Raw genomic sequence first — 16,520 nt, 5'->3', positions numbered from 1 at the left:
AAAGATGAAATGAATTGTACATGTATTTTTGCAATAATTTTAAAGTTCAATCGTTCTGCACAAATTGGCCATTTCAATTGCAGCCGAAGCGGCATCCCATCCCTTATTACCAGCCTTTGTCCCAGCACGCTCAATCGCTTGTTCAATAGAATCTGTGGTTAGTACTCCAAAAATAACAGGAATGCCACTACTTAAATTGATTGCGGAAACACCTTTTGCCACTTCATTACAAACAAAGTCAAAATGTGGAGTAGAGCCGCGAATGACCGTACCAAGCGTGATAACAGCATCATATTTTTTGCTATTAGCCATTTTTTGGGCGATTAATGAAATTTCAAATGCACCAGGTACCCAGGCAATATCTACGTCTGTCTCACTGACGCCATGTCTTTTAAGTGCATCCTGTGCACCGCCTAATAGTTTACTTGTAATGAATTCATTAAAACGTCCAACCACGATTCCAACTTTTAATCCTGAGCCAACTAAATTTCCTTCAAAAATATTACCCATGAGTATGCCTCCTAAATTTGTTTTAAACTTCCCGCTTAACTAAATTTTCCTTGTTGCTTCGGTATTCTACTAAATCTTTAATCGTTATCATTTTAATGTTTAGCTTATCAGCAATTTTGCGCAGCTGTGGAACACGTGCCATCGTGCCATCGTCATTCATGATTTCACAAATGACACCAGCAGGCTTGGCACCGCATAAAATTGCAAGGTCTACAGCTGCTTCTGTATGCCCCGTTCTGCTCAAGACTCCGTCTTTTTTAGCAATCAACGGAAACATATGCCCTGGTCTTAAAAAATCGGATGCTTTTGATTCCGGGTCAACCATACTCAACACCGTTGCTGATCGTTCAAATGCAGAAATTCCAGTGGTAGAAAATTTATGGTCAATGCTTACGGTAAAAGCTGTTCGATTTGGATCCGTGTTCTTGGAAACCATTGGATGTAAGTCGAGCTTTTGAGCTAATGCCTCGTCAATAGGAACACAGATTAGACCTCTTCCGTGAGTGGCCATAAGATTTATGACCTCCGGCGTTGCTTTTTCAGCAAGAGAAATAAAGTCCCCTTCATTTTCCCTGTTTTCATCATCGCAGACAATAACAACCTTTCCTTCTTTTAAATCAGCAAGAGCTTCGTTAATCGTATTAAACACGCAACATCTCTCCTTTCAAAATGACAAACCCTTTAAGATTGGACTTTTCCAAACTATAATTTAATTAAAACCATTGTCTGCTAAAAATTGTGCCGTTATCCCTGTCTTATGATTTTGCGCAGTATCACCGGAAAGGTTTTTCATAAAATGACCAACGTATTTACCAATCATATCGCATTCTAGATTAACGATATCCCCTGACCCCTTTAGTCCCAAAATCGTTTCCGACAATGTATGGGGGATGATCGATAGTGTAAAACTATTTTCAGTTACCGCAAAAACAGTCAAACTTGTCCCATCTACCGTTATAGACCCTCTTAAGATTACATATTTTAATATGTCCTGGTCTGCTTCAATCTCATAGTAGACAGCATTTTCGAAGGACTGTTTACTTTTAATTATGCCTGTTCCATCGATATGTCCTGAGACAAAATGGCCGCCAAACCTTCCACCTGCTGCCATCGCCCGCTCAAGATTTACTCTGGAACCTCGCTTTACCATATTTAAACTTGAAGCTTTGACCGTTTCGGGCATAACATCTACCGTAAACAGCTTACCCGTAAAGGATGTCACCGTTAGACATACCCCGTTGACCGCAATACTGTCGCCAAGGTGAACATCATTAAGTATTTTTTTTGCCTCAATGGCTAAAACAAAAGACTCGCCAGTCCGCTGGATGTTCGCGACTACCCCAATTTCTTCAATAATTCCAGTAAACATAATTTCCTTCTCCTTACTATGGTTCCACTTAAATTCTTACCCTAAAATGAAAAAGACCCTGAAGACAATAAGTCCTCAGGGTCCTGTAAAAGACAATAGAAAATAAAGGGTTAAAAATAGGTACACTACACCCTACAATTAAACCTGTCTTTTCCTTCTCCCATCCAGACTTTAACTGTCGGCTCTGGAGTTTCACCAGATCCACCGTTTAACAATAATATGTTAACCGGGTCACGGACTAAGAAGCAACGCTTCATCACCGCCGGTTAGGAATTTCACCTGACCCCGAAGGAAATATACAATTCTTATTTTAATGATAGTATACTCTATTGGATCAGTAAAGGGAAACGCACTAAAAAGTATTTTCATACTAAAATCATTTGATCATTGTTTCACATAAAATCCATAAGCTAAGGTGATTTCTTCTCCCCTTAGCTTGCTTCCGTTGAAAGAATTAGTTTACTCTTTATAAGTCTTTACTGGTAAATAAATATCAAAGTGAAGCTCCCCAGAAGCATACAGATGTTTATGCTCTTCTTTATATACTTCAATACTTAATGCGTTGTGATCCTGTTCATAGCCATATTCTTTCATCCAAGCATATATTTGTTGATATGTATTTTCGACTTCCTCTTGCTTTCCTTTATGGGTAGCAAAAACATAATTTTTACTCGGAATCGTAAATCCAACCATACCATCAGGAATTTCGTCAATTTTTTCGACGGGCGTTGTTACATAATAGGTGAACTCTGTTTCCCTGCTATGAAAAGGTGCAATCAAGACAGGTTCTTTCGTTTGATAGGATACTTCTTCTAGTCGATTAACCATTTCTTGAAAAAGACGTGGAAGTGTATTGATTTGTGAGTAAGTTCCATTCCATGAAATCCCAACAACTTTCATTTCTTCTTTTTCTATTACCTGGATACTCATGCTAATCCCCCTTTTAAATCATCATATTAATATAATTCTAACCATTGCCCTTAAATTCCTGCAAAAATAGTTCGACTAATCATTTAAAAAACTGACGAGATTTCAGCTCCTGTTACCATGAAAAAAGACCGTCCATCTTAATGAACGGCCTTTTACTAGTTTAATAGTCACTTTACCTCTTGATGAATAGCTAGATTTAACCCTTTGGCTACTTTCTCACCATATTCTGGGTCTGCTTTGTAGAAATGTTGAATTTGACGAAGCTTTATGTCATCCCTCTCAACTGGCTTCAATGCGCCTACCACAGTTTCAATTAAGCGGGCCTGCTCTTCTGCTGACATTAAGCGATATAAATCACCGGCTTGTGTGTAGTGGTCATTTTGATCATAGGCCACTGGTTCAGCAAGTCCATTAACCTGGAAGGCAGTTTGTTTATGTTCAGGTTCTTCCTTTGGTCCTCCAAAACTGTTTGGCTCATAGTAAACCGAACCACCACCATTATGATCGGAACGCATCGCCCCATCACGTTGATAGTTATTTACTTCTACCTTTGGACGATTAATTGGGAGCAAATTATGATTCGGTCCTACACGATAGCGGTGGGCATCCGAATAAGCAAATAGTCGGCCTTGAAGCATTTTATCCGGCGAAGCCTCAACACCAGGGACCATTGTTCCAGGAGAGAATGTGGCCTGCTCGACTTCAGCAAAATAGTTTTCCGGATTACGGTTGAGCACCATACGTCCAACCTCGATTAATGGGTAGTCCTTATGTGACCATATCTTTGTGACATCAAACGGATCGAAGCGATACGATTCAGCATCTTCAAAAGGCATGATTTGAACATGGAGTCTCCATGCTGGGAAGTCACCCTTGTCAATTGCATGAAATAAGTCTTCCGTATGGTAATCAGGATTATCTCCAGCTAACTTACCAGCAAGCTCTGGTGCCATATTCTTAACACCTTGTTCGGATTTAAAGTGATATTTGACCCAAACTGCCGCTTCATCCGCATTAACCCATTTAAAGGTATGGCTGCCATAGCCATTCATGTGTCTAAGTGTTGCTGGAAGTCCTCGGTCACCCATTAAATAGGTAACTTGGTGTAAGGATTCAGGTGACAGTGACCAGAAGTCCCAAACTGCAGTTGGATTTTTCAAATGGGTTTTAGGATCTCTTTTTTGAGTATGAATGAAATCAGGAAATTTAATCGCATCGCGAATGAAGAAGACTGGCGTGTTGTTCCCTACTAAATCATAGTTTCCTTCTTCCGTATAAAACTTAACAGCAAACCCACGCGGATCACGAACTGTATCAGCTGAACCAAGTTCACCTGCTACAGTTGAGAAGCGAATAAACATAGGTGTGCGTTTTCCAACGCTATTAAACAATTTTGCTTTTGTATATTTTGACATATCATTGGTCACTTCGAAATAGCCATGTGCTCCGGCACCTTTGGCGTGGACAACACGCTCAGGAACTCTCTCACGGTTAAAGTGTGCCAATTTCTCTAGTAAATGTACATCTTGAATCAATGTTGGTCCACGTGATCCAGCCGTCATAGAATTTTGATTATCACCGACTGGTGCTCCATTTCCTGTTGTTAAGTGTTTGTTACCATTACCCATTTGATCACCTCGTAAACTATTTTTTAAAGCTTAAACAAATTATAATATAAATCTTATTAAAATCAATACTAAATTATAATTAATATAAATTAATATTGATTATCATCAGAATAACATGTACCCACTATTACAAAGCTATTAAAAATAAAGGACGTTATTCCAAAAATGAGAAATAACGTCCAAAAAATTTTTATTTGGACGAAAATAGCTTATAATGTGGTTAACACTTTATTAGGAGGATTTTTTATGAGTGATTCAAACCAAACCAATCCACAGGAAGAACCGAAGAAGAAAATAAGTCTGCAAGAAGCAATGAAACAACAGCTGGAAAATAAGAAAAACAAGTCAGCCGCTGGGAATTCAAGCTCGAATAGCTCACAGGCAACTAAAAAGCTGCAAAGCCAGCAGACTAAAAAAGTAAGTAATTCACGGAGAAAAATGGGTGTCTAGTGGTCAAAATAGAGTAGACATAGTCCCAGGGGCTTTAGTCAAAATAGTCCTAAAAGCAGATCAAAGAAGCGGGAAACTCACTGAGGGGACTGTTAAGGATATATTGACAAAGTCAAGTTTTCACCCTCATGGCATTAAAGTGCGGTTGACGGATGGTCAAGTTGGCAGAGTCAAGGAAATCAATCGTTAAACCAATCCTCTACATTTATGTAGAGGCAGACTGTCGACAAATCCGAAAAACTCGGGTTTGCCGGCAGTCTTTTTTATGTCTTTGTTAATTTGTTTGTTGATTTGCGCTCCAGGCGCTTCGCTTTCCGCGGGCGTAGCGGGGAGTCTTCGCGCCTTCCGCTCCAATCAACATGTGCCAAAATCAACAATGAGCTTTAACATAGTCTTTCAATAAAAAACAGACCCAAATGCTTGGGCCTGTTTTATCGGCGGGTCATTATGCTTTACGGACGTTTACTGCTTGTGGTCCACGTTGACCACTTTCAATTTCAAACGTAACCTCTTGACCTTCATCTAATGTTTTGTATCCTTCGCCTTGAATAGCCGAGAAGTGAACAAATACATCTTCTCCACCTTCACGCTCAATGAATCCAAAACCTTTTTCACCGTTAAACCATTTTACTTTACCTTGTTCCATTTTTGTAGCCTCCTAGCATGTAACAATTACATGTAAATTGCAAATTCAATTGACTTGCCTAATTATTTTTACCCATTTCCTGTTTGCATATACCATACTAATTCTTAAATAAATTTTTTCGTCCAAATTTTATTGTGAAAGCACCCATTTATGGATTGCTTGCGCCACACCATCTTCTTCGTTGGTTGCTGTTACCCAGTCCGCGGACTCCTTTACCTTATCCTGTGCATTTCCCATCGCTACACCCAAACCAGCTGCTTTGATCATCGCTAAATCATTGAGGCTGTCGCCGACGGCCATAACATTCTTCATATCCAAACCCAGCCGGCTGCAAACAATCCCAAGTCCTTTCGCTTTATTAATTCCAGATGGATTTACTTCAATGTTCTTCAGTGTTGAATTGCTTAATTCAAATTCACCTTTAGCCTGTAATTCATTAAAGATTAGTGCTCTTGTTGCGTCATCATCGATGTTAAAGCCAAATTTCATCCATTCCAGTGTATGTAGGTCAGCCGGCATTTCATTATGCCAATTACGCTCGGTACTAATCGCCCAAAATTTTGTGTTATGCTGTTGAGATAACCCCCACATCCACTCAACCAGCTCCGATTTGACCAAATTCCTTTCCACTAACTCCCGTTTCTCATCCCAAATTTCACTTCCATTTACCGTTACCAAATATGAATTCAGCTCCAATGAATCAGCATGCTCTCGACTAGTAATCACAGAACGTCCAGTACTTAGAACGACAAAAATCCCTTTGTCCTTTGCAGCTCTGATTGCCTGGCGATTTGCTTCCGATATCTGGCCTTTATTATTTAAAAGTGTGCCATCCATATCCAGTGCTACTAATTTGATTTCAACATCATTTTTAAAATTATCCATATGTATTAACGTGCTCCCTTCTAACTTTTTCCATTATAAGATTAACACCATTACTAAAAACTAATCAAACAATTAAGTATACCTAATATATTTACGTTAAACAAAGAAGAACCCTGCGAATTTACATACATTCATAATACATGAGTATCATAAAGTAACAGATAGGCACTCTTTTGCATATAGTACCCATAAGCCAAAGGATAGAAAGGTGTTTAAAGATGCCATCGGTTGTAATCAATTTATATTATTTAAAAATCAATAGTATTTCGGGTAATGGTTCCATAACTATAGGGGAAGCAGCTCATAATAGTCCCACTTCCAATACTAAATCACAAGGAATTAATGCTTCATATGGAGACACTTCACCGACTGAGGCAATGATGGAAAACCTATTAAATGATCCTGACGTCAATGATCAAACTTCAATTGGAACTACTGATGTTGCCAATGTAAATAAGCCCATTCAACCTGTACTACCAATCTAACATTATAGGGGTTATATGATATGCCATTTCAAATAAATATTTTAAATTTTAAGATTAATGGAGCTACGCAAAACGGAAATGTTGATATAGGTCCAACTGTGCATAACAGCCATACTGCTAATAGTAAATTTGTCGGTGCAAATTTTTCTTTGGGTGATTTTTCACCGGCTTCTTCCCTTATGAACTCAGGCAATGTAGATCCAGATGTTAGTGATCAAGATCAAATAGCTAACCCTTCTATGCCTATCGCCAATCAACTTTAAAGGAGTAGAAAGATGGATATAGAAAAAATGAGAAAATGGCTAGAGATTACAAATGAGTATAGAGAGAGCAATTTTTGGTCTAGCGTACTTAAGCAAAAACATCCTGATGAATTTTTTAGAGAAGCGGTATGTAATCCAAAATTTGATATTTATCTAAATGAAAATTATTACTTTATTATTTTTGAAATACCTGGAGTAAATCGAGAAGATCTTTCAATTAACTTAATCACAAATACACATTTAAAAATTAATGGCAAAATAAAGCCGGTTCTACCATTTGAAATGGGAATGAAAAGAGAGCGAATCTATGGTGATTTTGAACGCGTCATTGAACTTCCAGAACCAACTTATGCTCATTTAATGCAAACGCAAATTTATAATGGACTACTTCATATATCCTATCCTCGAAAAAGTGTGTTGGAATAATTTTTAATAGAAAGAAAAGAATATATTCAAAAAAAAAACGCAGTGAACTCACAAGCGTTTTTTCTTGTTTTATTAATGGTGATGATGTATGCCCATTGTTGGGTTGGTAATTAGCCATTCTTCTTTTGGTAATTGGAAATATTGAATCCAGATATTATTTAAGGTCGGATCATTTTTATCAAGAATAAAGTCAATTTCTTTATCACTTGTAACCACTACATCGTTTTCTGTTGGTGTATCAAGCTTTAAATCATAATGGGCGTGGTCCCCGTGGATACTTGTCACATATACTCGAAACAATTTCCCTAGTGCCTCTTCTTGTTCCATCATTTTCTTCAATGCTTTTGCTGCATTCCGATTAACTTTTACCTTCATTTTGTGCTCTCCTCTAACTATGTATTCCTTCGTATTATCCCACTTTTTAGCTAAAATAGACAATTAAAAGATTTGTGACAACAAAAGACAAATTAAATTTTAGTATAAAATCAACTTACCTTATTCCCCCTTATAATGGATATTAAATCCTTAACAAATTTGTCACAATTTAATTCAAAAAGCTATATTAACATCACGGTAAAGTTGTTAATATAAGTCTTAGGAAAAAACATAAAGACTAATTAATATTAAATAATAATTAATATAACCATGTTTGTTTCAGTAAAAAATAGAAAGGAAATAGTTTTTCTTGTTTGTGAAAGATTTCACGATTATAATCTTAAAAGTGTACATTATGGAAGGGAGAAATATTCATGTCTAAAAAAAGCTACATAATTCCACTGTTAGCTTTATTACCGATTCTACTTTTAAGCGGCTGTTCGAATATGGTCGTGTTTGATCCAAAAGGACCTGCAGCACGTGATATTCTTGATTTGATTAACTGGTCACTTATTTTTATGCTGCTAGTGGTCGTCGTTGTATTTGGTTTATTTGGATATATCATATGGAAATATCGTGCGAAACCTGAAAATGCAGATTACGAACCGCCTGAAGAACATGGCAGCACAAAATTAGAAATAATTTGGACTGTCATTCCTATTCTGATTGTCATTGCTTTAACGATTCCTACTGTTAAAACAATTTATAAATTAGAGAAAGTACCTGCCGGGTATGAAAATAAAAAACCTATTACCATTAATGTAACATCAGCTGATTGGAAGTGGATTTTTAGCTATCCAGAACAAGGGATCGAGACAGTGAACTATGTGAATATTCCAGCTGGCACTCCGGTACAGTTTAAGTTAACCTCTGCTGGTACAATGCAATCCTTCTGGGTTCCTGCTTTAGGTGGTCAAAAGTATACCATGAACAAGATGGAGACAGAGTTGTATCTCACTGCAGACAAACCTGGAGAATTTCTAGGTAGAAATACTAACTTTAACGGCAAGGGATATGCTGATATGGAATTTACAGTTGAAGCGAAATCCCCGCAGGCCTTTGAAAAATGGGTAAAGGAAGTCAAAGATACTGCACCAAAGTTAACAGAAAAGAAATACTATCAACTTCTTAAGCCTACACACTTGGGTCGTGAAACATTCCTTGGAACTCATCTAGCCTGGGTAAACCATGCTGATATGAATTCTAAAACTTATACAAATCCTGAATTGTACGAAGTACATGGCGTAAAAGGAAAGATTTTTAAAGAGAAAGAAACAAATGGTCATTCTATGGACATGGGCGAAAAATCAGATGGAGGTGAGCACAATGGGCATTAATTGGCATGACTTTTTTATCGTCGGCAACCCATTAATACTAGGTTCTCAGATTGCTATTCTATTAACAATGATAGGAATAGTAGCAGGGGTTACCTATTTAAAGAAATGGAAATGGCTGTGGAGAGAATGGTTGACAACGGTTGATCATAAACGGATTGGGATTATGTACATCCTTTCTGGTGTGCTGATGTTTTTCCGGGGAGGCGTAGATGGTCTTTTAATGAAGGCTCAAACCTCTCGTCCAGAGATGAAATTTTTAGATGCGCAGCATTACAATGAAATTTTTACAACACATGGTGTTATCATGATTTTGTTTGCAGCGATGCCATTATTAATTGGTTTAATGAACGTGGTGATCCCGTTGCAAATAGGTGCCCGTGACGTGGCATTCCCTCAACTTAACGCGTTAAGCTTCTGGTTGTTCTTTAGTGGTGCGATGTTGTTTAATATTTCATTTGTTATTGGTGGTTCACCAGATGCCGGATGGACTGCTTACTTCCCTCTTGCAGGTAAAGAATTTACTCCTGGAATCGGGAATAACTATTACGCTATTGCCCTGCAAATTGCCGGGATTGGTACCCTAATGACGGGAATTAATTTTATTGTCACTATTTTAAAAATGAGAACAAAAGGCATGACACTAATGAAAATGCCAATGTTTACTTGGACTTCATTCATTGCATCGGTTATTATTGTAGCTTCATTTCCAATTTTCACTGTTGCACTTGCATTGATGACCTTTGACCGGATCTTTGGAACGCACTTTTTCACCTTAAGTGGTGGCGGTATGGATATGATGTGGGCAAACTTATTCTGGTTATGGGGTCACCCTGAAGTATATATTGTTGTCCTTCCCGCATTTGGGATGTTCTCTGAGGTTATTTCAACCTTTTCTAGAAAAATGCTGTTTGGATATAAATCAATGGTATTCTCCATTGTTGGCATTGCGTTATTAAGTATGCTTGTTTGGGTTCACCACTTCTTTACTATGGGTGCCGGACCAGGAGTTAACTCTGTTTTCTCCATTACGACGATGATGATTGCCATTCCAACGGGTGTCAAAATGTTTAACTGGTTATTCACGATGAGAAAAGGTCGAATCGAGTTTACAACGGCGATGCTGTGGGCGCTTGCGTTCATTCCTTGCTTTATCATCGGCGGTGTAACAGGGGTAATGCTAGCCATGGGTGCTGCAGATTATCAATACCACAATACCCTATTCCTTGTCGCTCACTTCCACTATGTGTTAATTCCTGGTGTTGTGTTTGCGGTATTTGCTGGTCTTTATTACTGGTGGCCAAAAATGTTCGGCCATATGCTAAATGAAAAAATCGGTAAAATTCATTTCTGGTTCTTTACAATTGGATTTAACTTAACGTTTATGCCGATGTTCTTCCTAGGCTTAGACGGTGCTGTCCGCCGTTCATACACTTATTCAGCTGAATCAGGCTATGCACCATTATTCATGTTATCTACCATTGGTGCAGTGATTTTAGCTATAGGCTTTGGTGCTCTTTGCTATAACATTTATTGGAGTGCACGCTATGCGGACCGTAATATTTCAAATGACCCTTGGAATGCAAGAACCTTAGAATGGGCTACTGCTTCACCACCTCCATTCTATAATTTTGCAAAACTACCAGAAGTGAAATCTGTTGATACCTTTTGGAATATGAAAAAGAATAACGAAGGATTGACCCTGAAAGACGACGAAATTAAAGAAATCCATATGCCAAGTAATTCCGGCTTGCCAATCTATATGGGAGTGATCTTTGGAATCGCAGGATTCTTCCTTGTTTTCGAATGGAAAATAGCTGCACTTGTAGCCTCAGTTGGAATTATTATTGGATTAATCATTCGTTCGTTCGATTATAACGATGGCTTCCATGTTACTGTTGACGAAATAAAGGAAACGGAAAAAGCGTGGCGTAACGTCGAAAAAGGGGGGAACAGCCATGTCAGCTAATGTAAATACAGCTTTACCACTCGAATATCAAACAGAACAGAACCGGATGAATATTCTAGGATTCTGGATTTTCTTAGGAGCTGAGATTGTCCTCTTTGGAACTCTCTTTGCCGTCTTTTCCGTACTCAATGCACGGTATGCTGGTGGTCCTACACCAAAAGACCTTTTTGAAATAAAAGATGTGATGATTGAAACCATACTGCTATTAACAAGTAGTTTTACTTGCGGTCTTGCGATCTATGAGATGCGTCGCAATAACCGTAATGGTCTATTATTATGGTTTATTATTACCCTTCTACTTGGTGCTGGCTTCGTGTTCATGGAGATTACGGAATTCATCCATTATGTCCACGAAGGTGCAACGATGCAAACTAGTGCTTTTCTATCTAGCTTCTTTGTATTACTTGGGACACATGGATTGCACGTAAGCATGGGGATTGGCTGGGCAATTATGGTGATTATCCAAATTTTAAAAAGAGGGTTAACACCTGTTACTGCCCGTAAAACATTTATTATCGGTCTATATTGGCACTTTTTAGATCTTGTATGGATTTTTATTTTCACATTTGTGTATTTAGCAAGGATGGTGGCATAAATGGCTAAAAATACAAAAGGGTTTCCGCTTACGCACGTGTTAGGTTTTATCATGTCATTATTGCTAACCTTTGCTGCACTTGGTGTGGCACTGAAAACCAATCTTCCTTTTAAAACAATACTCTGGATTATAGGTTCCTTAGCTGTAATCCAGGCTTCTCTTCAACTTTATATGTTCATGCATATGAACGAAGGTGAAGACGGAAAATCCCAGATCATCAACATCATCTACGGCTTCTTCATTGCCTTCGTAACCGTTGCTGGATCCATTTGGGTCATGTCGTTTGGAATGTAAGTAAGGAAATATAAATAGGGTGTCAGGCACCATGTGAAAATTTCACATGGTGCCTGACACCCTTCTTTATTTTGGACTATTTTTTCTTTTGTTCCGAACTAATTGGTAGCCGATAAAAGCTATATAAAGCGGTATTGCTACGTATATGAAGTACGGAAAGCGATGCTGTTCTTTTTTAAAGACAAGGTATATGGCGTATCCCAAAAATAGTGTGACGATAATTCCGTATTTTGGCAGCGGGATATCCTTTAGGCTAGGAATTTTAATGGTACTAACCATCAAGTAGCACAGAATAAAAAAGGCAAAAGGAAGGATAATCGCTGGCATTTTCCCGTGGAACAAGGTAAGAAGTGTTAACAATCCCCCTGCGGCCGTTATTGGGACACCAGTAAAATACTTATTAGATGATTTGACCGCATTAATATTAAACCGTGCTAACCGATAGGCACCGAATAAAGGAAATAGGCCAGAAATGGCCATACCAGCTACCCCAAACTCTGAGAAATACGAATAATATGCCATCATCGCTGGTGCCACCCCAAAGGTAACCACATCTGCTAAGGAGTCCAATTCTTTCCCCAATTCACTATCCACCCGTAACATTCTTGCAATTCGGCCATCCATACTATCGAGCATCATCCCTATCAAAATTAAAATGGCTGCGTTTTTGTAATCCCCTTGCGCAGAATACATAATTGATAAAAATCCAAAAAATAAATTAGAAATCGTAAATAAATTAGGAATACTGTTTCTGATGATATGTATCACTCCATACTAATTAAGATAATCATGCAATACCCTTTTCTCGTTGTTTCTTCTTATTATAACGTTTCTCTTGGTAATATTGAAAAAACAAAATCGCCGTTGTAATCCAGAACCCACTTGCAAAATAGCCGCCGATTATATCGCTTGGATAATGGACACCTAAATAGATTCGGCTGATTCCGATTGCTAAAATCATTATAATGCTTACGGAGATTAACACACCTCTGCCAAACCTGCTTGGAATATGACGCCATAATAAAAACGAAAGAATACCATAAACCGTAAAAGCATTCATCGCATGTCCACTTGGAAAACTATAGCCTTCAATATCAATTAAACGATGGAAATCAGGACGGACTCTTTGAAAAAACTGTTTTAAGATACCATTTAATATCGCCGATCCCGTGATTGCCGAAGCAAACAATATTAATTCCAAGCGATGATGAAGTACTTTATAGAGAAAAAGTAACAGAAAAAGACTAAGAACAATGACAAAAGGGGCAGAACCAATAAACGTAAAAAATTTCATCACATTTGTAAGAACCAATGTTTCAGACCCTTGGACCATATCAATTACCGTACGGTCAAAATAGATGATTTTCTGATCACTTATCAATAAGGATATCAAACTAAATCCAATTATGGAAACAGCACTAATGCTAAAGGCAATAACAAGATACGTTTTTAAATTCATCAACTCAAACCTCTCAGGCAAATTGGAATTGTGATTGTACGATAATAAGGTGCTCTTAGTTTAAGCCTTTACTGTCTATACTATCACTGAGACTTTGAAAAGTATCTCAAAAATGTATGTTCTTAGTTAGGAATAATAATAAAAGGCAGAACTTTTTAGTCTGCCTTTTAATAGGCTAAAATGAATTAATAATTATAAAGTCTCTGGTTCTTTTCTTACTGGTTCTGTGCTGTTGTCTTTTGAAAAAAACCAGCCTGCGGCAGCAATACCTACCAAAACAACATAAAAGGTTACTTTCCATCCCATTGAATGCGCAAATTCCTCGCTTAAAATAGCCAATGCTGGATGTGATAGAGTGTAAACTGCAAGTTTCACACCAACCCAGCCAACAATCGTAAAGGCTGCAATCTCTAGACCCGGACGTTTTTCTAAAAGTTTTACAAACTGATTTGCTGCAAACCTCATAATAATTAGACCAATAATCCCGCCGGCGAAAATAACTAAGAATTTACCACCATCTAGACCGCCGATATTAGGCAGTGGAGTGTCTGGTAAAGCAACCGCCATCGCGACAGCAGCAAGAATCGAATCAACCGCAAAAGCAATGTCAGCCACTTCGACTTTTAATACAGTCATCCAAAAGCTGCTTTTTTTTGATCCTTCCTTCTCCTCTTTATCCTCTGCTGCCTTCCCTTTGATTACCTTACGGAATATATGATTTCCAGCCATAAACAGTAAATAAAGAGCCCCAATTGCTTGAACCTGCCATACATCAACAAGAAATGAAATCACGAACAAGGAAGCAAAGCGGAACACAAAGGCTCCGGCTAAACCATAAAATAAGGCCTTCTTACGTTTTTCCTCGGGTAATTGCTTAACCATAATTGCGAGTACTAAAGCGTTGTCTGCAGCTAACAGACCTTCTAATGCCACCAAGATCATTAACACCCAGCCGTATTCGAGTAACAGAGTTAAGTCCATGAATGTTTCCTCCTCAAAAGTTTGTTTTTTTTAATTTACTCCCTTACGCCATAAAAATAGGCCTTTACTGGTTACAGTAAAGGCCTAAAAAAACACAAAAAGACCTTTACAGTAAAGTAAAGGTCTTGCTAACAACGCAAATGTTGCCAATAAAGCCGGAGAATTGAATTCTCGGAATGACGACTTTATTGTAGCAGCTACTCCCCTTTAAAAAGGAAATATTTAATTACTCATACTATAATATAATTCAAGTTTATTGTCAATGTGAGTTTACATGTTTAATAAACTAAAATAGTTACAATTCGTAAACCTCTGCATATTTTTTCTCAAGGTATTCGACTAGGTATTCGGCGTTTAATTCCTCACCCGTTACCCTTACAATCAATTCATTTGGGGTGTAAAGCTTACCGTACTGATGAATATTTTCTTTTAACCAATCTTGAATCAGGTCAAATCTCCCGTTTTCGATATGGCTGTAAAAATCAGGAAGGTCTTTTTGAATCGTACGCAGAATTTGAGCTGCATAGAGATTTCCTAATGAATAGGACGGAAAATAACCAATACCGCCAAATGACCAATGAACATCTTGGAGTACGCCTTCTGAGTCAGTACTTGGTGTTACACCAAGGTAATCCTGCATTTTCTGGTTCCAGACTGTCGGAAGGTCTTTCGCTTCGATCTCTCCGCTTATTAATGCCTTTTCAATTTCATAACGAAGCATAATATGCAAATTATACGTTAACTCATCCGCTTCTACACGGATAAATGAGGGTTTCACCGTATTAACCGCACGATAAAATTCATCCACAGTAATAGTTTCGAGCTGTTTCGGAAAATACTCCTGCAGTTTAGGGTAAAAGTATGTCCAGAAAGCCTTGCTGCGGCCGACCATATTTTCTAAAAACCTCGATTGCGATTCATGGATACCGAAAGATGCTCCACTTTGGAGAACTGATTCCTCATAATCAGGGTTGATATGCTGTTCATAGATTCCATGACCCGCTTCATGTATTGTACCGAATAGTGCGGACCGGACGTTTCTTTCTAAATAACGAGTGGTTAACCGTACATCTCCAGTATTAACGGTTTGGGCAAACGGATGGACTGTTTCATCCAACCTGCCGGCCTCCAGGTCAAAACCAATGATAGGCAAGATAAAGCGATTAAATTCTTTTTGTTTTTCAATTGCAAACGATTGATCAAAAATTTCCGCTTGTGTCCGGTTTCCATTTTGTTGAATACGTTCTAATAGTTTAACACTAGAATCTCTTAACTTGGCAAATAGCGGGTCCAGTCTCTTAACCGTTAATCCCGGTTCAAATTCATCCAGGAGCGCATCGTATGGGTGGTCAACATATCCATATATTTCAGCAAATTTCCGTTTGTACTCAACGATTTTTTCTAAATAGGGCAGGAAGCAGGCAAAATCATTGTTTTCCCTAGCCTCTTCCCAGGCATCATTTGCCTGTGCTGTTAGAATGCTATATTCCTGAAAAAGGTCAGCAGGAATGCTCTTCGATTTTTGGTAGTACGCTCTATATTCTCTAACTTTTGCTTTTGTTACTTCATCTAATAAAACAAAGTTGTCAGGAAGAGTTAGTTCAGCTAGCAAGTCGCCCATTTCCTGAGAGACAGAGAGTTTAAAAATTTCCGTCCTTAGTGTGCCAGTTGCCTTGGCAAATATACTTCTCCCTTTTTTCGGTGCCATGACCTTTTGATCCCAATCAGCCAAACCGATGATACTTGAAAAATGTGTGATTTTTTCATCCAAACCCTTAAATTGAGCTATTGCCCTTTGTACAGCTGGATCGATCACTTTCTGTTCCATAATATACTGACCTCCTAATCAATCTCTTTTTCTGTTTCTAAAGATGTTCGTTCAAGAAAACAACCACATCCAAATTTATTATAAATTAAAATT

General features: G+C 38.1%; 20 protein-coding genes, 1 pseudogene and 1 riboswitch. Of the genes and pseudogenes, 9 read left to right on the top strand and 12 right to left on the bottom strand.

What is annotated here, in order from left to right:
- Positions 1-39: 39 nt before the first annotated feature.
- The 5 genes and pseudogenes from ribH to katA all read right to left on the bottom strand — a co-directional run bounded on the left by ribH (position 40) and on the right by katA (position 4,437).
- Positions 40-510 (bottom strand): 6,7-dimethyl-8-ribityllumazine synthase, encoded by a 471-nt coding sequence (ribH, locus tag J7E66_RS16455; protein WP_214716906.1) that lies wholly within the window; start codon positions 508-510, stop codon positions 40-42.
- A gap of 25 nt (positions 511-535) precedes the next feature.
- A pseudogene (gene ribB, locus J7E66_RS16450) lies at positions 536-1,159 on the bottom strand (3,4-dihydroxy-2-butanone-4-phosphate synthase); the annotation flags it as partial.
- Positions 1,160-1,219: 60 nt separating this feature from the next.
- Positions 1,220-1,879: a riboflavin synthase gene (gene ribE / locus J7E66_RS16445; protein WP_215001791.1), complete on the bottom strand. Its 660-nt coding sequence runs from the start codon at positions 1,877-1,879 to the stop codon at positions 1,220-1,222.
- 148 nt (positions 1,880-2,027) lie between these two features.
- Positions 2,028-2,176, bottom strand: a riboswitch (FMN riboswitch).
- 162 nt (positions 2,177-2,338) lie between these two features.
- Positions 2,339-2,809, bottom strand: coding sequence for a GyrI-like domain-containing protein (locus J7E66_RS16440; RefSeq protein ID WP_215001789.1), 471 nt, complete (start codon positions 2,807-2,809; stop codon positions 2,339-2,341).
- Positions 2,810-2,976: 167 nt separating this feature from the next.
- Positions 2,977-4,437, bottom strand: coding sequence for a catalase KatA (katA, locus tag J7E66_RS16435; RefSeq protein WP_215001787.1), 1,461 nt, complete (start codon positions 4,435-4,437; stop codon positions 2,977-2,979).
- 246 nt (positions 4,438-4,683) lie between these two features.
- Between katA and J7E66_RS16430 the strand changes: the two genes are divergently transcribed.
- Positions 4,684-4,887, top strand: coding sequence for a hypothetical protein (locus J7E66_RS16430; protein WP_215001785.1), 204 nt, complete (start codon positions 4,684-4,686; stop codon positions 4,885-4,887).
- Entirely contained in the window at positions 4,880-5,077 is a 198-nt protein-coding gene (locus J7E66_RS16425; RefSeq protein ID WP_215001783.1) for a YwbE family protein, read from the top strand. The genes J7E66_RS16430 and J7E66_RS16425 overlap by 8 nt, the downstream gene beginning before the upstream one ends.
- Before the next feature lie 255 nt (positions 5,078-5,332).
- Here the strand turns inward: J7E66_RS16425 and J7E66_RS16420 are convergent, their stop codons facing one another.
- Both J7E66_RS16420 and J7E66_RS16415 read right to left on the bottom strand, forming a co-directional pair.
- Positions 5,333-5,533: a cold-shock protein gene (locus tag J7E66_RS16420; RefSeq protein WP_215001781.1), complete on the bottom strand. Its 201-nt coding sequence runs from the start codon at positions 5,531-5,533 to the stop codon at positions 5,333-5,335.
- Between the two features lie 129 nt (positions 5,534-5,662).
- Positions 5,663-6,418, bottom strand: a complete 756-nt coding sequence (locus J7E66_RS16415) for a Cof-type HAD-IIB family hydrolase (protein ID WP_215001779.1) — start codon at positions 6,416-6,418, stop codon at positions 5,663-5,665.
- Between the two features lie 218 nt (positions 6,419-6,636).
- Here J7E66_RS16415 and J7E66_RS16410 point away from each other — a divergent pair, with 218 nt between their 5' ends.
- Genes J7E66_RS16410 through J7E66_RS16400 form a run of 3 tightly spaced genes read left to right on the top strand, consistent with a single transcriptional unit; the run spans position 6,637 to position 7,592 of the window.
- Positions 6,637-6,903, top strand: coding sequence for a spore germination protein (locus J7E66_RS16410; protein ID WP_215001777.1), 267 nt, complete (start codon positions 6,637-6,639; stop codon positions 6,901-6,903).
- Between the two features lie 20 nt (positions 6,904-6,923).
- Positions 6,924-7,166 (top strand): spore germination protein, encoded by a 243-nt coding sequence (locus J7E66_RS16405; protein WP_215001775.1) that lies wholly within the window; start codon positions 6,924-6,926, stop codon positions 7,164-7,166.
- Between the two features lie 12 nt (positions 7,167-7,178).
- Positions 7,179-7,592, top strand: a complete 414-nt coding sequence (locus J7E66_RS16400) for an Hsp20/alpha crystallin family protein (RefSeq protein ID WP_215001773.1) — start codon at positions 7,179-7,181, stop codon at positions 7,590-7,592.
- A 72-nt stretch (positions 7,593-7,664) separates the two neighbouring features.
- On the opposite strand, the gene J7E66_RS16395 is transcribed toward J7E66_RS16400, so the two are convergent.
- Complete coding sequence (locus J7E66_RS16395; protein WP_215001771.1) at positions 7,665-7,967, bottom strand: iron-sulfur cluster assembly accessory protein; 303 nt, start codon at positions 7,965-7,967, stop codon at positions 7,665-7,667.
- 374 nt (positions 7,968-8,341) lie between these two features.
- Here J7E66_RS16395 and qoxA point away from each other — a divergent pair, with 374 nt between their 5' ends.
- From qoxA to qoxD, 4 genes are read left to right on the top strand one after another with little or no spacing between them, the layout of a single operon-like run.
- The gene (gene qoxA, locus J7E66_RS16390) at positions 8,342-9,304 is read left to right on the top strand and encodes a cytochrome aa3 quinol oxidase subunit II (RefSeq protein WP_215001769.1); all 963 of its coding nucleotides are present in this window, start codon (positions 8,342-8,344) and stop codon (positions 9,302-9,304) included.
- Entirely contained in the window at positions 9,294-11,270 is a 1,977-nt protein-coding gene (gene qoxB, locus J7E66_RS16385; protein ID WP_215001767.1) for a cytochrome aa3 quinol oxidase subunit I, read from the top strand. Before qoxA ends, qoxB begins: the two co-directional genes overlap by 11 nt.
- A complete protein-coding gene (gene qoxC, locus J7E66_RS16380) occupies positions 11,260-11,865 on the top strand; it encodes a cytochrome aa3 quinol oxidase subunit III (protein ID WP_215001766.1) in 606 nt (201 codons plus the stop codon). The genes qoxB and qoxC overlap by 11 nt, the downstream gene beginning before the upstream one ends.
- Positions 11,866-12,159, top strand: coding sequence for a cytochrome aa3 quinol oxidase subunit IV (gene qoxD, locus J7E66_RS16375; RefSeq protein ID WP_215001764.1), 294 nt, complete (start codon positions 11,866-11,868; stop codon positions 12,157-12,159). It abuts the gene before it with no gap.
- Positions 12,160-12,225: 66 nt separating this feature from the next.
- Here the strand turns inward: qoxD and pssA are convergent, their stop codons facing one another.
- From pssA to J7E66_RS16355, 4 genes are all read right to left on the bottom strand, one after another.
- A complete protein-coding gene (gene pssA / locus J7E66_RS16370) occupies positions 12,226-12,852 on the bottom strand; it encodes a CDP-diacylglycerol--serine O-phosphatidyltransferase (RefSeq protein ID WP_251026664.1) in 627 nt (208 codons plus the stop codon).
- Between the two features lie 94 nt (positions 12,853-12,946).
- Positions 12,947-13,618, bottom strand: a complete 672-nt coding sequence (locus tag J7E66_RS16365) for a phosphatase PAP2 family protein (protein ID WP_215001762.1) — start codon at positions 13,616-13,618, stop codon at positions 12,947-12,949.
- A 192-nt stretch (positions 13,619-13,810) separates the two neighbouring features.
- Positions 13,811-14,599: a TerC family protein gene (locus tag J7E66_RS16360; protein ID WP_215001760.1), complete on the bottom strand. Its 789-nt coding sequence runs from the start codon at positions 14,597-14,599 to the stop codon at positions 13,811-13,813.
- Between the two features lie 295 nt (positions 14,600-14,894).
- Positions 14,895-16,427 carry a carboxypeptidase M32 gene (locus tag J7E66_RS16355; protein ID WP_215001758.1) on the bottom strand — a complete coding sequence of 511 codons (1,533 nt, stop codon included), beginning with the start codon at positions 16,425-16,427 and terminating at the stop codon, positions 14,895-14,897.
- Positions 16,428-16,520 lie beyond the last annotated feature (93 nt).

The organism is Bacillus sp. ISL-7, assembly GCF_018613065.1.
This window is presented reverse-complemented; position numbering and strand designations above follow the sequence as displayed.

Coding starts and splice junctions, on each gene's coding strand:
- ribH (WP_214716906.1), bottom strand. CDS start 510: ATGGGTAATATTTTTGAAGGAAATTTAGTTGGCTCAGGATTAAAAGTT.
- ribE (WP_215001791.1), bottom strand. CDS start 1,879: ATGTTTACTGGAATTATTGAAGAAATTGGGGTAGTCGCGAACATCCAG.
- J7E66_RS16440 (WP_215001789.1), bottom strand. CDS start 2,809: ATGAGTATCCAGGTAATAGAAAAAGAAGAAATGAAAGTTGTTGGGATT.
- katA (WP_215001787.1), bottom strand. CDS start 4,437: ATGGGTAATGGTAACAAACACTTAACAACAGGAAATGGAGCACCAGTC.
- J7E66_RS16430 (WP_215001785.1), top strand. CDS start 4,684: ATGAGTGATTCAAACCAAACCAATCCACAGGAAGAACCGAAGAAGAAA.
- J7E66_RS16420 (WP_215001781.1), bottom strand. CDS start 5,533: ATGGAACAAGGTAAAGTAAAATGGTTTAACGGTGAAAAAGGTTTTGGA.
- J7E66_RS16415 (WP_215001779.1), bottom strand. CDS start 6,418: ATGGATAATTTTAAAAATGATGTTGAAATCAAATTAGTAGCACTGGAT.
- J7E66_RS16410 (WP_215001777.1), top strand. CDS start 6,637: ATGCCATCGGTTGTAATCAATTTATATTATTTAAAAATCAATAGTATT.
- J7E66_RS16405 (WP_215001775.1), top strand. CDS start 6,924: ATGCCATTTCAAATAAATATTTTAAATTTTAAGATTAATGGAGCTACG.
- J7E66_RS16400 (WP_215001773.1), top strand. CDS start 7,179: ATGGATATAGAAAAAATGAGAAAATGGCTAGAGATTACAAATGAGTAT.
- J7E66_RS16395 (WP_215001771.1), bottom strand. CDS start 7,967: ATGAAGGTAAAAGTTAATCGGAATGCAGCAAAAGCATTGAAGAAAATG.
- qoxA (WP_215001769.1), top strand. CDS start 8,342: ATGTCTAAAAAAAGCTACATAATTCCACTGTTAGCTTTATTACCGATT.
- qoxB (WP_215001767.1), top strand. CDS start 9,294: ATGGGCATTAATTGGCATGACTTTTTTATCGTCGGCAACCCATTAATA.
- qoxC (WP_215001766.1), top strand. CDS start 11,260: ATGTCAGCTAATGTAAATACAGCTTTACCACTCGAATATCAAACAGAA.
- qoxD (WP_215001764.1), top strand. CDS start 11,866: ATGGCTAAAAATACAAAAGGGTTTCCGCTTACGCACGTGTTAGGTTTT.
- pssA (WP_251026664.1), bottom strand. CDS start 12,852: ATGTATTCTGCGCAAGGGGATTACAAAAACGCAGCCATTTTAATTTTG.
- J7E66_RS16365 (WP_215001762.1), bottom strand. CDS start 13,618: ATGAATTTAAAAACGTATCTTGTTATTGCCTTTAGCATTAGTGCTGTT.
- J7E66_RS16360 (WP_215001760.1), bottom strand. CDS start 14,599: ATGGACTTAACTCTGTTACTCGAATACGGCTGGGTGTTAATGATCTTG.
- J7E66_RS16355 (WP_215001758.1), bottom strand. CDS start 16,427: ATGGAACAGAAAGTGATCGATCCAGCTGTACAAAGGGCAATAGCTCAA.